A 15,129-nucleotide genomic window follows, 5' to 3' on the forward strand; every position below is an offset into this window, starting at 1 on the left:
GTCACTGCTTAGATAGACAGTTCTTGAGATAACATGTACATGTCTAAATCTACTGTATGCTTTTTAGATAACGCTTCATCAATATCATGATAGACAAGCTTGTTCTGTTGAATACCTACTGTTACACCTGACTTCCCTTCAAGCAATAGATCAACAGCCTTTGCTCCTAGACGGCTAGCAAGTACACGGTCAGCTCCAGTTGGAGATCCACCACGTTGAATATGCCCAAGCACAGTTACTCGTGTCTCCATATTTGTTGCTTCTTTTAGACGTTGTCCAAATTCCATGCCGCTGCCTACACCTTCAGCTACAATGATAATACTATGTTTTTTACCGCGCTCTTGTCCACGTTTTAGACGATATGTGATTTGGTCGAAGTCATAGTCTGCTTCTGGAATCAAGATCGTTTCTGCACCGTCAGCTAGTCCAGCCCATAGAGCCAAATCTCCTGCATGACGTCCCATTACTTCAATGATGTACGTGCGCTCATGAGAAGTAGCTGTATCACGAATTTTGTCAATTGCATCAATAACCGTATTTAGGGCTGTATCAAAACCAATTGTAAAGTCGGTCCCAGGAATATCGTTGTCGATGGTTCCAGGTACACCAATTGTTGGGAAGCCATGTCCTGTAAGCTTTTGAGCCCCTTGGAATGAACCATCTCCACCAATAACAACTAAACCTTCTATTCCAAATTTCTTTAATTGTTCGATTCCTTTTTGCTGACCTTCAAGCGTTTTGAATTCTTCGCAACGTGCTGTATAAAGCATCGTTCCACCACGATGAATGATATCGCCTACAGAACCAAGTTCCATCTTCTTAATGTCTCCAGCGATTAAACCAGCATAACCGTAGTAGATCCCGTACACTTCTATGTCATGGTAGATGGCTTTTCGCACAACTGCACGAATGGCAGCATTCATACCTGGAGAATCTCCACCACTTGTTAATACACCAATTCTTTTCAAACTATTTCCTCCTTCACTCACTCGAGAAAAACATTTAACATGTTTCCATTCTATTTTATCATGCTCTCAATTAAAAAAAATACCATGTTCATATAAAGAATACAAACTTTCAACAAAAAAAGAAGGATTCTTGTGTCAAGAATCCTTCTTTCTCCTATCTATTCACAGTATTTCTATTGAATGGCTACCCATTAGCTTATACTTTTCGTGTCTTGATAAAAGAAGTTCGTCCTCTGTGTGCACACTTAATTCTTGTAAGGATTGTTCAATCACTCGTCCAATACTTTCGGCTTGTGTCTTAACGTCTAGATGAGCGCCACCTTTTGGTTCGTAGATGATTTCATCTATCACTTCAAGTTTCTTTAAGTCTGGAGCAGTAATCATCATCGTTTCTGCAGCTCTTTGTGCTTGTGTTGAGTCCTTCCACAGCAAGGCTGCCGCTCCTTCAGGAGAAATAACGGAGTATGTGGAGTTCTCCAGCATGTGAATATGATCTGCTACTCCTAACGCTAGGGCTCCACCGCTTCCACCTTCTCCAATGACGATTGAAATAACAGGAACTTTTAATCCAGCCATCTCAAGAAGATTACGTGCAATCGCCTCACTTTGTCCACGTTCCTCAGACTCTTTTCCGGGGTCTGCTCCTTTTGTATCAATAAAACAGATAATTGGTCGTTTAAACTTCTCAGCCTGTTTCATTAATCGTAGAGCTTTCCGGTACCCTTCAGGTCTAGGCGATCCAAAGTTACGACGAATATTTTCCTTTGTATCCTTACCTCGCTGGTGCCCAATAACGGTAACAGCCTGACCATTAAACTTTGCAATTCCACCTACAATGGCTTCGTCTTCACTGAACAAACGGTCTCCATGAAGTTCAATAAAGTCTTCAAACAACTGGTTAATATAGTCAAGTGTTGTAGGTCTTTTGCTGTTACGTGCAATTTGAACCCGTTCCCAAGGCTTCAAATTGCCGTAAATTTCTTTTTCCAGTTCGTGTAGACGGTCTTCCATTCGCTTGATCTCTGCAGATAAATCAATATCCTTTTCATGTGCAAAGGTTTGCAGCTCTTCTATCTTTTCTTTTAATTCATTAATTGGCTTTTCAAATACCATTTCATTTCCCATTAGTACGTAACTCCCTTCTTTAGGACGGCGTGTGCATGTCTAGAATTTTTGTGAGTGTGTCTTTCATATCATGCCTTGGGATAACTTTATCAAGTTGTCCATGCTTCAATAAAAACTCTGCCGTCTGAAAGTCTTCTGGAAGTTCTTGCCTTGTTGTTTGTTCAATGATTCGACGTCCTGCGAAACCAATTAATGCACGAGGCTCTGCAAAATTGTAATCTCCTAGAGAAGCAAAACTAGCCGAGACTCCCCCCGTTGTAGGGTGTGTCATAATGGAAATGTACAATCCACCAGAACGGTTTAGCATCTGAAGAGCTGAGCTAGTTTTAGCCATCTGCATTAAGCTCAGTACACCCTCTTGCATACGTGCCCCACCAGAAGCGGTAAACAAAATAAGTGGTCGCTTCAGTTCGATCGCTTTTTCGATTGCTCTTGTAATTTTCTCGCCAACAACCGAACCCATGCTGCCCATACGAAAACGAGAATCCATAATCGCAATGACTACTGGAAACGCGTTAATTGTTCCTTCACCAGTGACTACAGCTTCGTTAAGTTTTGTCTTTTTCCGATCAGAATCTAGCTTTTCTTCATAACCAGGAAAATTGAGAGGGTTTTTGCCAATCATTCCTTTGTCATATTCAACAAAAGAGTTCTCATCAAGTAAAAAGTCAATTCGCTCGTATGCACTCATCCGGTGATGGTGGCCACATGAAGGACAAACCTGTAAGTTCTTTTTAAAATCCTTCGTATAGAGGATGGTTCCACAGTTTTGACATTTTGTCATTAATCCTTCTGGTACTTCTTGCTTCGCCCGTTCAGAAGGGATCGTTGCGTAACGTTTTTTCTTTGAAAATAAATCTTTAAGCATATTTGCACCTCACTAGCATCCAACGTCCACCTAAAGGATCGTCGATTGCTGAACAAGTAGTAGTAGGGTCTCTTAAAAGAGATCCAGGTAAAACATATACAATATAATATCTAAAAATAATATATAAGAACTACATGACAATTTCAATCAAACTAAAAAAGAATGATTTACCTTGACTATATTCTATGACCGGTCCAAGCATTCCTGCCGAAATCAATTATAACATACAACAAGCCGGCGGTTATCCTCCGGCTTGTTGTATGTATAATCCATCTTGTGTGTTATTCGTTAATTAGTGTTAACTCTCTTGTGCGCGCTGCTACTTCTTCAGGGTCCACTTTAATTCTAGCAACTCCTGTTTCCATCGCTGTTTTTGCTACGGCTGCTGCCACAGCTGGCGCTACACGAGCGTCGAATGGCGCTGGGATAACATAATCTGTTGTTAAATCAGATTCATCAATTAAGTTTGCAATCGCATAGACTGCTGCTACTTTCATTTCCTCGTTAATATGTGTTGCTCTTACATCTAGTGCGCCACGGAAAATTCCAGGGAACGCTAACACATTATTTACTTGGTTCGGGAAATCTGAACGTCCCGTGCCAATAACAGATGCACCAGCTGCTTTTGCATCTTCTGGCATAATTTCTGGAACTGGATTCGCCATAGCAAAAATGATTGGATCGTCATTCATGCTTTCAACCATTTCTTTTGTTACTGCACCTTCAGCAGATACACCAATAAAGACATCGGATCCTTTGATAACGTCAGCAAGAGAACCTTCTTGGCGTTTTGCATTTGTATGTTTTGCAACTGAATCTTTAACTGGGTTCATTCCGTAAGATCTGCCTTCGAAAATGGCACCTTTTGTATCACACATCACGATTTCACGTACACCCATGCTAAGCATTAGTTTAATAATCGCAATCCCTGCAGCTCCAGCACCGTTCGCTACAACCTTAATTTCAGAAAGCTTTTTGCCACTTAATTTAAGCGCATTAATTAATCCAGCAAGAGTAACGATTGCTGTACCGTGTTGATCATCGTGGAAAATCGGAATATTGGTTTCTTTCTTTAATCTTTCTTCAATTTCAAAGCAATCAGGAGCCGCAATATCTTCTAGATTCACCCCACCAAATGTTGGCTCAAGAAGTTTAACTGTTTGTACAATCTCGTCAACACTGTTTGTACGTAAGCAAATCGGGAATGCATCTACACCGGCAAAAGACTTAAATAGTACGGCTTTACCTTCCATTACAGGCAAAGAAGCTTCAGGTCCAATATTTCCAAGTCCAAGTACTGCTGTACCATTACTTACAACCGCAACCATGTTACCTTTCATCGTGTATTCGAATACATTTTCAACATCTTCAAAGATCTCTTTGCACGGCTCTGCTACGCCTGGAGAATAAGCTAAGCTGAGATCTCTAGCATTTTTGACTGGAACTTTCGCTTTCGATTCTAGTTTCCCTTTGTTTAATCTGTGAATGTGTAGGGCTTCTTCTCTTGTCGTTGGCAAAATATCCACTCTCCTCTTTTTTATATACAATGACCTACTCCGGGCCTGTCCTCTAACAAACACACTCATTATAAACAAAAGTTTCGGACCCGCCAAGTGTGTGAAGGGTTAAGTTCAGAAAATCTCAATTTTTTTAGTTTAAAAAGTCTATGATTCTCTTATTTTACCTTCTTATTATTGAACCACGATATTCTCTTCTCCCACTAAATGATTTAATTCAGTAATAAGAGATTGGTTTAGATCGACTCCACTGGGTAGAGTTTTTCTTTCATTTGTATCTGCAAAGTAAAGCACAACTTGGGTGTCACCCTTTGATTTTAAAAGCATTGGTTCAATCTGTGACCATTTGTTAGATGACTGCTTAGACAATCGAATAAAAAGACGATCTTTATGCCGTCCCTTTAATGAATCTAACGGGACCGCCTGATCCATTATAAATTGTTGTCTATCACGGCTGTTATCCATTTTGCCTTCAAGGAAGAGCAGACCATTTGGCTTAAGAAGTTCCGCGCACTCTTTCCATGCTTTAGGAAAAACAGTCACTTCACAATGACCACTCTCATCGCCAAGCTTTACAAATGCCATAGGGTCCCCTTTTTTGGTTGTAATTCTACGTACATCTTCCACCAGACCCGCAATTCGCACTTTTCCTTTTTTCGTTAAAGCTTGTTCAATTGTTACTCGATTGTACTGACTTAACACCTGTTTATACTCAGTGACAGGATGTCCGGACAAATAAAAGCCAAGTGCCTGCTTCTCATACATCAGCTTCTCTGTAGGAAGCAGAGGTTCAGCTTCTAAATAATCGGGCAAATCAGGATTAAGTGTGAACAACCCTTCTGTTTCCGCTTGAAACTCTCTTACGCTTTCTCCGTATTCAACCGCTTCATCTAACGAACGTAGCAGTGTGGATCGCTCGAGTCCCCATTCATCAAATACACCTGCTTTAATTAAGCTTTCAACCGCTCGTTTTGACACAATCTGTGGATGTAGCCTTGTACAAAGATCAAATAAATGTTCAAATGGCTTAATTGAACGCTCACGAATCAATTCCTGTACAGCACCTACTCCAACATGTTCAATAGACAGCAATCCAAATCGAATTCCCTTCTCATCGTATGTAAATAAGTGTCCACTCCGACTAATAGATGGAGGTAGTATCGTTTGTCCCTGTTGCCTAGCTTCGGTTAGGTATAATGCTAACTTCTCTTGATTATGCCATACCGATGACAGAAGTGCAGTATAAAATGCTGAAGAATAGTGGGTTTTTACATAAGCAAGCTGATAACTTAAGAGGCTGTATGCAACGGCATGACTTCGATTGAACCCATAATTCGCAAAGCGTTCGATTAACGTATACGCACGTGTAGCAACAGACTCTTCATATCCAAGCTCGATTGAACGAGAAACAAAGGTCTCTTTTTGTTGATGAAGCGTCCCCTCATCTTTTTTGCTGATGGCCCTTCGGAGAAGATCAGCCTCCGCTAATGAGTAACCAGCAAGCTTAGATGCAAGTTGCATGATTTGCTCTTGATAAACAAGAACGCCATATGTTGGTTTTAATATGGCTTCAACGTCTTTATGCAGGTAATCAATCGTTCGCTTCTCTTGTTTTCCTTCAATATAAACAGAGATGTACTCCATCGGACCCGGTCGGTACAGGGCATTAACCGCAACGATATCTTCAAACTCAGTAGGTTTTAGTCGAGTTAATACACTTCTCATACCCTCGGATTCCAATTGAAAGACTCCGGTTGTATTCCCACTTGCAAGCAATGCAAATGTTGCACGGTCATCTAACGGGAGCTTCAGGAGTGAGAATGATTGCTTTGTTTGTTGTTTAATAGCTGCAGTAATCGTTTCGAGCAATGTTAAGTTTCTGAGTCCAAGAAAATCGAACTTTAACAAACCAATGTCTTCAACAACCTCCATGGAAGCTTGTGTTAGAGCAACGCGGTCCCTACCTTTTTGAAGCGCTAAACGATTTGTCAAAGGCTCCGCGCTAATAATGACGCCAGCCGCGTGCGTTGACGTATGCCTTGGTAACCCTTCAATTGTTTTAGCTGCATCAATTAATTCAGCTGCCACTTGGTTGTCTGCATAGAGCTGATAGAGTATCTTACTTTGATCAAGCGCTTTTTGAATGGTCATTTTTGGAGTGGCAGGCACTTCCCTTACAACTCGTTCAAGTAACCCCGGCTCAGTACTGATGACTTTCGCAGTCGCTCGCAGCGCTGCTCTTGCAGCAAAGGTACCAAACGTAAGAATTTGCGCCACATGGTTTGAGCCATACTTTTCCTCTACATATTCAATGACTTCATCCCGCCGATGATCCGGAAAGTCAATATCGATATCTGGCAATGTGACTCGTTCCGGGTTCAAGAATCGCTCAAACAAAAGGTTATAATGGATCGGATCTACATGTGTAATATACAAGCAATACGCAACAAGTGAGCCAGCTGCTGACCCACGCCCTGGTCCAGCTAAAATCCCTTGATTCCTGGCAAACTTCATAAAATCCCATACGATTAGAAAATAGTCGTTAAAGCCCATATCCTCGATCACTGAGAGTTCATAATCCAATCGCTCTTTGATCGCCTCTTTGTTAGCCTGATTCGTATATCTCTCATGTAAGCCTTGCTCACATAACGTGCGTAAATAAGCTGAAGAGGACTGATTTGTTAGTGGGTATTTGGGTAATTGACGGTCTAGTGGTAATGAGAGATTGACTGAATCAGCTAGCTCTACAGAATGTTGAAGGGCTTGTGGAAAAGCATGGAACCATTCCGTCATTTCACTAGTGGATGGTAAGCTGCCTTCTTCAATCTCTACTTGATCCGGGTGAATGCCTAAGTCAATTGCTCGCAACAATTTATAGCTGGTTTGATCTTCTCTGTTTAGATAGTGAATAGGTTTAGCTGCAATTACATTTATGTTCTCCTGCTCGGCAAACATCACTAACTGATTCTGAAACGTCTCATCACCATCTAAAAGTAATTCAAGGTACCATGTCTGATTAGAACCACTCCAGCTTTCTATCCACTGAACAATTGATCGCTGACTATTTGCTTTAATCCACCGAGACACAAACATTTGTTTATAGGGAATGATAATGGCACAGTCTGTGACTTCAGCCGCTATCCACTCTTGCTTTGTCAGAAATTGTTCTTTATCTTCCTTCATTCCAAGCATTGTGGCGAGCTTTAACAAGCGGCGATACCCTTTGTTTGATTTTGCAATTAGACGAAGAGAAAAGCGCTCATCATGACCTTTCTTTGTCGGTTCAGATACCGTAATTTCCATTCCTATGAGTGGTTTCATTCCGTGTTTTACACATGCCTGATAGAAAGGAACCGCACCGTACATTACGTGATGATCAGTCAGAGCTAGGGCCTCATAGCCACGTTGTTTAGCGGTTTGAACAAGCTCATCGATTCGAATAGATGAGTTCAATAAACTGTATTCACTATAGATCGCGGTTTGAACAGCACCCATGTTTTTATTCTCCTTTCTTTATCTAGTGGATTATCTGTCATACTTTTAAAGGCTTGACTCATATATATAAGGACGACCCTATACGAGGAGGCGCCTACTTTGACGAGAGAAATGCTTGCAACGCTTGTAATTGATTTCTTTGTTGCATTTGGTGTCATTATTGGTGGTGCATTAATTGGCGGTATTGGAGCTTTCCTACTCGGAAAACCACCGTTACTTGCCATTCATAATCTAGCAGGTAGTTTGAAGATCTGGGCCATCGTTGCCGCGCTTGGAGGTACTTTTGATGCTATCACAACGCTTGAAAGAGGTCTTTTCAGTGGAATTCATGATGATATTTACAAAACACTGATGATGGTCTTTGCTGCTTTATGTGGAGCGCATACAGGGACAATCTTGATCCAGTGGATTGTTGGAGAGCCTTTATCATAATGAGAATTCCATCTAATGTATCACGACCTGGCTGGTTACGTTTTTTCGCAGGAATCATGCTTGGTAGTATTGTAGGATGGGTCTTCTTTTTATATCAGTACGGGCAAATTTATGATGGTCTGATTGTTACACGAATTCAACAGGACCTGAAAATTGAAACGCTCCAAGAACGCATTGAACAGCTTGTAAGTGAACAAAAAAGTCAAAACGCCGAAAATCAAAAAAAGCTTACGATTCAACAAATTGAAGTTCACTTTAAGATGGATTCACGACTTACCCTTGATCAACTCACTCTTTATGACATTCGCCAGTCCATTCTATCAGAGCTTGCCTATCTAGAGCGAAAAGATATTGAGTCTGTTCATCATACAAAGGATTTATTAATTCGAACCATTGAAAATAAAACCTTCACTGTTGAAGAAAAGAATTATCGAGTGAAAATCAATGAAGTGTATTTATTTACCACTTTGCATCTTTATGCCGAAATTGAAGTGGATCATCGTTAATTTATCTGAAATTTCATCAAAAGACTGGATTTAGCTTACTTTTCCTTTATACTAGAATATAGACATAAGGTTAGGAGGCCATCCACTATGGACATGACTGGTAAAGATATGGTCATTAATCGTAAGGATATGGCACGAAAAAAACTTGCAAAGCTTAAAGCAGGTCAAAGTGCCTTCGCAGAAACAAATGAAGTTGCTGATCTTTTGCGGAAGCTAGCCAAGGAAGACGGCGTGGCTTTTCAAGAGGATCATACTGATTTAGGCGCCTGGTTTATTCCTGAGACAGAGAAAAGTGAATAAGAGAGTAAGGAGAGGACTTCTGCTGAAGGCCTCTTTTTTTGAATCTTAATGACTCTCACATGCTTTGATGAGCTTACTCACAATCTCGTCTGTCTCTTCCCAAGAATAGGCCGTTGCCCCTGAAGCTAATGCATGTCCGCCACCTTGATGCTCTGCTGCAATCGTGTTAATGACTGGTCCACGTGAACGCAACCTTACACGAATCCGATCCTCTTCTTCCACAAAGAAAACCCAAGCCATAAGCCCCTCTACTGAAGAAAAGCTATTAATTAATTGAGAAGACTCATTACTCGTCACATTAAATTGATCAAGTACTTCTTTTTGTAATTTCATCACACCTACCCGTTCTGCATGAATCTCAAAATGCTGCAACACATATCCTTCAAATCGCGTCATTTTTAGATCTCTTTTATACAGCTCTGCATAAAAAGCATTTACATCAATGTCTTGCTCTAAAAGTAAAGCAGTACGGCGTAAGGTTTGTGGCATTGTATTTGGATATCTGAATCTACCAGTGTCTCCAACAATTCCAGCATACAATAATAAAGAAGAGCTTTTTGTTAAATGAAGAGAGTTAGACTGCTCCACCAACTCAACAATCATTTCACTTGTAGAGCTTGCCGCAACATCTACCCATACGACATCCCCGTACGGCTCAACGTTTGGATGATGATCGATTTTAACGAGGTTTGCACCCTTATGATAGCGATCATCACTAATTCGGTCTGTGTTCGCACTATCACACACAATGACAAGCGCTCCGTTGTAAACCTCATCAGAGATTGTATTCATTTCACCTAAAAATTGCAGCGATGGCTCAACATCTCCAACCGTGTATATCTGTTTTTCCGGATAAGATTCTTTTAAAATCGTTGCTAAGCCCAACTGTGAACCGAGTGCATCCGGATCGGGTCTGATATGTCTGTGTATAATGATCGTATCATGTGCTTTAATTAAATCGATTATGTTGCTTTTCATCTTTTTTGAGGCTCCTTTGGGATCATTTAATGTAAGATCTAGTAATTTCGAACGGGTCACGCTACAATGCAAGTATGATCTGTTTTAGGGAGGGTGAACAATGGACAGGCTACTCATTATTTTAATTGTTTTGACTGGAGTCTTTTTTCTCTATAACCGCATTCAGGCATGGAGAAAACCCGATTCATTAATTAAAAAGATTTACGAAACTCGCTCCAGACTTTTTCTAGGGTTGTTTTTACTTGTATTCAGCTTAAACTTACTTATTATTCCTAGAGGAATCATTGATATTATTATTGGACTCGTGTTAATTGTTTTTGCACTTGCTAATACGATTTATGGGTATAAAGCATATAAACACTATATTGATCAGGCAGAGCCATCTTGAATAGAAATGGTTGAACCCATAAGCCATGCGATTGGCTTATGGGTTATTGTTTTTATATCCAGTTAATCAATTAATTGAGCCATCACTAATGCCTTCCCTACAATTCGTTCAGCGTCGTAGAGCTCTACGTCTATTTTTGCATGCTTTCTTCCAAGCTCCAAAACATTTGGAATGACTGTGATCAAGTTATCAATTTGAACTGGCTTTAAAAAGTACAAGGTCATATTCTCAACCACTAAGTCACCTTTGGAGCGTGATCGTAAAATTCTGCTCCCTGCCTCTGTAACAAGTGTTGTCATTACCCCGTAAGAAACGGTTCCTAAATGATTACTCATCTGTGGCGAAATCAAACATTGATATTGTCCTTCTATTCCAGGAACTTGTTCCATTCGGCTCACCACAATATCTTCTATCGTTTCTCCAACTTGTGGCTGGCGTTGAATCATCTGCAGTGCTTTTAAGACGTCCTGTCTGCTCACAATACCTGTAAGGTGGTTTTGCGAATCAACAACAGGAAGTAGCTCAATTCCCTCCCACACCATCACATGAGCAGCAGAAGCTACAGATGTTCGCTCGCTTACCGTAATCGGATCCGCTGTCATGACTTTATCAATGGTCGTTTGCTTAGAAATGTCTACTACATCCTTCGCAGCAATCATTCCTTTAACCTTTGTATGCTTGTCCACAACAGGATAACGACTATGTCCAGTTTGCTCATTAAGCTCATGCCAACGATGAACCACATCGTCCGTATAGAGTAATGACGTTTCTTCTAGTGGGATGAGAATATCATTTACGAGGATAATCTCTTTTTTTATTAATTGATCATAAATGGCCCGATTGATCATGGCTGCTACAGTAAATGTATCATAGGTCGTTGAAATGATAGGCAAATCCAGCTCATCTGCTAATTTCACAATATGAGGATCTGTATCAAACCCACCTGTAATTAACACGGCAGAGCCAGCTTCCAATGCTAGCTTATGTGAATCATAACGATTTCCAACAATTAATAAATTGCCTGCAGTCACGTAACGCATCATCGCATCTTTTGTCATTGCACCAATGACAAAGCGATTTAGCGTTTTATGTAGGCCCTGTTTTCCACCGAGAACCTGACCTTCAACAATATTAACAATTTCGGCATATGTTAGTTTTTCAATATTTTCTTTTTTCTTTTTTTCAATCCGAATGGTCCCTACTCGTTCAATTGTACTGACAAGACCTTGATTCTCCGCTTCTTTTATTGCCCGGTAGGCTGTACCTTCACTTAAGGAAAGAGCTTTGGCAATTCGACGGACCGATATTTTCTCGCCCACGTGCAATTGCGTTATATAATCAAGAATTTGCTCATGCTTTGTAGCCATCTGCTCTCACGCCCTTATTCTTCCAGCTCGTCAATGATTCGTATGTAGCTTTATTATACGTCTGAAAGAATAGGGCTTCAAGTTCATTCGTAATCGTTTTGTCTAACTCTAGTAGGAACCGTTTCTCTTTGCGTTTGCTTTTGTGTTTGATTTTTGGTATTCGCGCGAACCCAGGCCATGAGATTACTGAGTAAGACAATCCCTGCAAAGACAAGCCAACTAAGCGCAAACCAACCTTTTACTCCACTCTCTCCTAAAGGTAAGTATTGAATTCCGTATGAGATGAGGACTCCTGCTAGCAACAAACAAATAAAGTATCGCTGTTTCAACTGTACTCACTCCTTTTCTGCTATCCTATGTAAGCTTGTACAAAAAAAGACCAGCATTAGCCGGTCAGAGTCTTACTGTTCTTATAATGTGAGTTCGTCACCTGGCTGCATAACCTGTCCAACTCCTGCTTCAAGCATTGAAACAAATGCTTCCGGATCCTGTTCAATTCCAGGAAACGTGTTGTAATGAATCGGCACAACTTTTGTTGCTTGTACCCACTCTGCTGCCGCCGCAGCATCCTCTGGTCCCATTGTTAACGTATCTCCAATTGGCAAGAAGGCAAGATCAATATTGTTCCGCTCCCCGATGATTTTCATGTCTCCAAATAACGCAGTGTCTCCTGCATGGTAAATCGTTTTACCTTCCGCTGAAAAAAGAATACCCGCGGGCATACCCGTGTAGACAATCGTTTGATTTTCTTCATCGATTGCTGAAGATCCATGAAAGGCTTGCGTTAATTTCACTTTGCCGAATTCAAACTCATGTGCTCCACCAATATGTAGAGGCTGTGTTTTCACACCTTGCCAGCTTAGGTAAGTAGCCAGCTCAAAGGTCCCGATAACGAGTGCATCATTCTTCTTTGCAAGTTCTACGGTGTCCCCTACATGATCGTTGTGACCATGAGAAAGCAGAATGACATCTACCTTTTGATCTTCAACCTTCAAATCGGTTTGTTCATTTCCATTAATAAAGGGATCGATTAAAATCGTTGTCCCATTTGTTTCAATTTTTACAACAGAATGTCCATGGTAGCTAATCTTCATTCGCTCATCTCCTTTTATCAAATGCTCACTCTTATCTCTAACCGATATTCCCCTCTTTAAAACGCTACATTCGAACGACTTCATAAAATTATGGTAAAGTAGAACAAACAATAAAGGAGGATCAACATGTCACTCACACGACTCGAAACCATTCAACACGCACTCCGTGAACAACAAGTTGCTGCAGCTTTTATACAAGGCAAAGAAAATGTATTTTACTTAACGGGATTTCGTACAGATCCCCACGAGCGAATCGTTGCACTCATTATTTTACCAGATGAAGCACCTTTTCTCATTGTGCCAGGCATGGAGAAATCATTGGTCCAAAAAGCCGGATGGACTGGAGAGATTCTTACATATAGCGACACCGATAATCCTTGGGATGTTCTAGGACAGTCGATTTCTCGTTACACATTAAAAGGAGACTCGTTATGGGTAGAAAAACGCCTGATCCCTCTTGAGAGAGCAGAAGCGCTTCAAACCCTGTTTGGCATTCATCAGATGCATGATGCAGAACCCGCATTAATGAGTCTACGCTCCATTAAATCAGAGAAAGAAATCGGTGTTCTTCGTGAAGCCGCTAGTCTCGCTGACCTAGGTGTGCAAATTGGCGTTGAAGCGATTGCTGAGGGGCGTAAGGAGATAGACATTCTAGCAACGATTGAATACGAATTAAAACGTAAAGGCATTACGGAGATGGCTTTTCAAACCACAGTAATAAGTGGTGCAAACTCTGCCGATCCGCACGGGAAACCGGGCATAAAAACGATTCAGCATGGAGATCTTGTCTTATTTGATCTTGGTGTTGTCCTTGATGGGTATTGCTCAGACATCACCCGAACAGTTGCGTATGGTGATCTATCCGATGAATTACACCATGTGTATCAAACGGTACTAGAGGCGCAAACGGGTGCGATCTCCCTTTGTAAACCTGGAACAGAGCTTGGAGCTCTTGACCGCAAGGCTCGCTCCATTATCACAGAAGCAGGATACGGAGAGTACTTCCCGCATCGTTTAGGCCACGGGTTAGGCGCTGACGTCCATGAGCTGCCTTCAATCAATGAAACAAATACGGAACCACTTAAAGCCGGGATGACGTTCACCATTGAACCTGGTATCTATCTACCAAACAAAGGTGGCGTCCGCATTGAAGATGACGTGTTAATCACTGATGATGGATACGAGCTGTTAACGAAGTATCCAAAGGAATTACAGATTGTGAAGCCAACGAATTAACTAAGAGGCTGGATATAAAAACACGAATATAGCACATTATCCGCTACAGGAGAATTCCTCCCACCCGCGGGGTACGGCCTCAGCCCCTTACGCGGAAACCCACCGCTACAGTGTCTTCACCGCGTACTGTTCCACAGGAGTGTCGGGCTCACACCCGCTCATTTTGTTATAAATACAAAAGGCGAATGATTTGAGTATTGAAATCATTCGCCTTTTTGACATTAAGTTTTAGTTTTCAGTCTCGCCCCAGCCGTTTTGTCTCAATCCTTATACCAGCCCCATGTATACAGGTGATCTGTTTCATCAATAAAGCGGATATCAAAGGACTCAAGCTTTGGGAATTTCTTCTCGAGAATCGCTTTATACTGCTCTCTCGAACGTTTTGGATCAATCTGAAGGAACTCAACCATTTGATCCACCTCTGCTTTCGCCACGTCTCCCTTTACAACCGTTTGACCTGTTTCGTATTCGTACTTATTTGGACTATCGTATTCCCACTCGTGCTCCGTCCCGTTTTCAACGACAGTCACACGCAGTGAAAAGACTTCCATGAGTTCAAATCCGCTTGCCACCGCTTGCAGTGGAGAGCTTACAATGGTAAGAAACATAAAACCTATCAGAATACGAGTTAGACATTTCATGGCGCACCTCTTTAAAACCGTTCGTTAGTCGATTTTTTAGGAGAAGCTTGCTTTGTATCTTGTTCGATTGTTCCCATGTTATACGAATCCATTAGCTGTTGATTTACTTCTTTTTCGCCTTCAGTCATTTCAGTTACCCATTCGTTTTCTTGGTTCTCTTTAGCCATAACAAAAACCTCCTGCCACTAGTCTTTTTACAGTCCTAGTATGGCAA

At 41.2% G+C, this 15,129-nt stretch carries 16 protein-coding genes; 5 read left to right on the plus strand and 11 right to left on the minus strand.

Annotated elements, in window-relative coordinates; all coding sequences use genetic code 11:
* Positions 1 to 8: 8 nt before the first annotated feature.
* From pfkA to dnaE, 5 genes are all read right to left on the minus strand, one after another.
* Positions 9 to 968 carry a 6-phosphofructokinase gene (gene pfkA, locus NSQ54_14410; protein ID WYP25502.1) on the minus strand — a complete coding sequence of 320 codons (960 nt, stop codon included), beginning with the start codon at positions 966 to 968 and terminating at the stop codon, positions 9 to 11.
* A gap of 162 nt (positions 969 to 1,130) precedes the next feature.
* Positions 1,131 to 2,093: an acetyl-CoA carboxylase carboxyl transferase subunit alpha gene (gene accA / locus NSQ54_14415; protein ID WYP25503.1), complete on the minus strand. Its 963-nt coding sequence runs from the start codon at positions 2,091 to 2,093 to the stop codon at positions 1,131 to 1,133.
* Between the two features lie 19 nt (positions 2,094 to 2,112).
* Entirely contained in the window at positions 2,113 to 2,961 is an 849-nt protein-coding gene (gene accD / locus NSQ54_14420) for an acetyl-CoA carboxylase, carboxyltransferase subunit beta (protein WYP25504.1), read from the minus strand.
* Between the two features lie 281 nt (positions 2,962 to 3,242).
* Entirely contained in the window at positions 3,243 to 4,478 is a 1,236-nt protein-coding gene (locus NSQ54_14425; GenBank protein WYP25505.1) for a malic enzyme-like NAD(P)-binding protein, read from the minus strand.
* Between the two features lie 174 nt (positions 4,479 to 4,652).
* A complete protein-coding gene (gene dnaE / locus NSQ54_14430) occupies positions 4,653 to 7,973 on the minus strand; it encodes a DNA polymerase III subunit alpha (protein WYP25506.1) in 3,321 nt (1,106 codons plus the stop codon).
* A 99-nt stretch (positions 7,974 to 8,072) separates the two neighbouring features.
* On the opposite strand from dnaE, the gene NSQ54_14435 reads away from it, so the two are divergent.
* The 3 genes from NSQ54_14435 to NSQ54_14445 all read left to right on the plus strand — a co-directional run bounded on the left by NSQ54_14435 (position 8,073) and on the right by NSQ54_14445 (position 9,211).
* Positions 8,073 to 8,405, plus strand: coding sequence for a YtrH family sporulation protein (locus NSQ54_14435; protein ID WYP25507.1), 333 nt, complete (start codon positions 8,073 to 8,075; stop codon positions 8,403 to 8,405).
* The gene (ytrI, locus tag NSQ54_14440; GenBank protein ID WYP25508.1) at positions 8,405 to 8,911 is read left to right on the plus strand and encodes a sporulation membrane protein YtrI; all 507 of its coding nucleotides are present in this window, start codon (positions 8,405 to 8,407) and stop codon (positions 8,909 to 8,911) included. Before NSQ54_14435 ends, ytrI begins: the two co-directional genes overlap by 1 nt.
* An 87-nt stretch (positions 8,912 to 8,998) precedes the next feature.
* Positions 8,999 to 9,211 carry a hypothetical protein gene (locus NSQ54_14445; protein WYP25509.1) on the plus strand — a complete coding sequence of 71 codons (213 nt, stop codon included), beginning with the start codon at positions 8,999 to 9,001 and terminating at the stop codon, positions 9,209 to 9,211.
* A gap of 45 nt (positions 9,212 to 9,256) precedes the next feature.
* Here the strand turns inward: NSQ54_14445 and NSQ54_14450 are convergent, their stop codons facing one another.
* A complete protein-coding gene (locus NSQ54_14450) occupies positions 9,257 to 10,189 on the minus strand; it encodes a bifunctional oligoribonuclease/PAP phosphatase NrnA (protein WYP25510.1) in 933 nt (310 codons plus the stop codon).
* Between the two features lie 100 nt (positions 10,190 to 10,289).
* Here NSQ54_14450 and NSQ54_14455 point away from each other — a divergent pair, with 100 nt between their 5' ends.
* Entirely contained in the window at positions 10,290 to 10,577 is a 288-nt protein-coding gene (locus NSQ54_14455) for a YtpI family protein (protein WYP25511.1), read from the plus strand.
* A 62-nt stretch (positions 10,578 to 10,639) separates the two neighbouring features.
* Here the strand turns inward: NSQ54_14455 and NSQ54_14460 are convergent, their stop codons facing one another.
* The 3 genes from NSQ54_14460 to NSQ54_14470 all read right to left on the minus strand — a co-directional run bounded on the left by NSQ54_14460 (position 10,640) and on the right by NSQ54_14470 (position 13,038).
* On the minus strand, positions 10,640 to 11,944 hold the full coding sequence (locus NSQ54_14460; protein ID WYP25512.1) for a DRTGG domain-containing protein: 1,305 nt from the start codon (positions 11,942 to 11,944) through the stop codon (positions 10,640 to 10,642).
* 83 nt (positions 11,945 to 12,027) lie between these two features.
* Positions 12,028 to 12,273: a hypothetical protein gene (locus NSQ54_14465; protein WYP25513.1), complete on the minus strand. Its 246-nt coding sequence runs from the start codon at positions 12,271 to 12,273 to the stop codon at positions 12,028 to 12,030.
* Between the two features lie 81 nt (positions 12,274 to 12,354).
* Complete coding sequence (locus NSQ54_14470; protein ID WYP25514.1) at positions 12,355 to 13,038, minus strand: metal-dependent hydrolase; 684 nt, start codon at positions 13,036 to 13,038, stop codon at positions 12,355 to 12,357.
* 126 nt (positions 13,039 to 13,164) lie between these two features.
* Here NSQ54_14470 and NSQ54_14475 point away from each other — a divergent pair, with 126 nt between their 5' ends.
* Positions 13,165 to 14,274 (plus strand): Xaa-Pro peptidase family protein, encoded by a 1,110-nt coding sequence (locus NSQ54_14475; GenBank protein WYP25515.1) that lies wholly within the window; start codon positions 13,165 to 13,167, stop codon positions 14,272 to 14,274.
* Between the two features lie 260 nt (positions 14,275 to 14,534).
* Here NSQ54_14475 and NSQ54_14480 read toward each other — a convergent pair whose 3' ends face one another.
* Both NSQ54_14480 and NSQ54_14485 read right to left on the minus strand, forming a co-directional pair.
* On the minus strand, positions 14,535 to 14,915 hold the full coding sequence (locus tag NSQ54_14480; GenBank protein WYP25516.1) for a hypothetical protein: 381 nt from the start codon (positions 14,913 to 14,915) through the stop codon (positions 14,535 to 14,537).
* Positions 14,916 to 14,926: 11 nt separating this feature from the next.
* The gene (locus NSQ54_14485) at positions 14,927 to 15,082 is read right to left on the minus strand and encodes a hypothetical protein (GenBank protein WYP25517.1); all 156 of its coding nucleotides are present in this window, start codon (positions 15,080 to 15,082) and stop codon (positions 14,927 to 14,929) included.
* Between the last annotated feature and the right edge of the window lie 47 nt (positions 15,083 to 15,129).

This window comes from Alkalihalobacillus sp. FSL W8-0930, from assembly GCA_037965595.1.
Taxonomy (GTDB): Bacteria; Bacillota; Bacilli; order Bacillales; family Bacillaceae_D; genus Alkalicoccobacillus.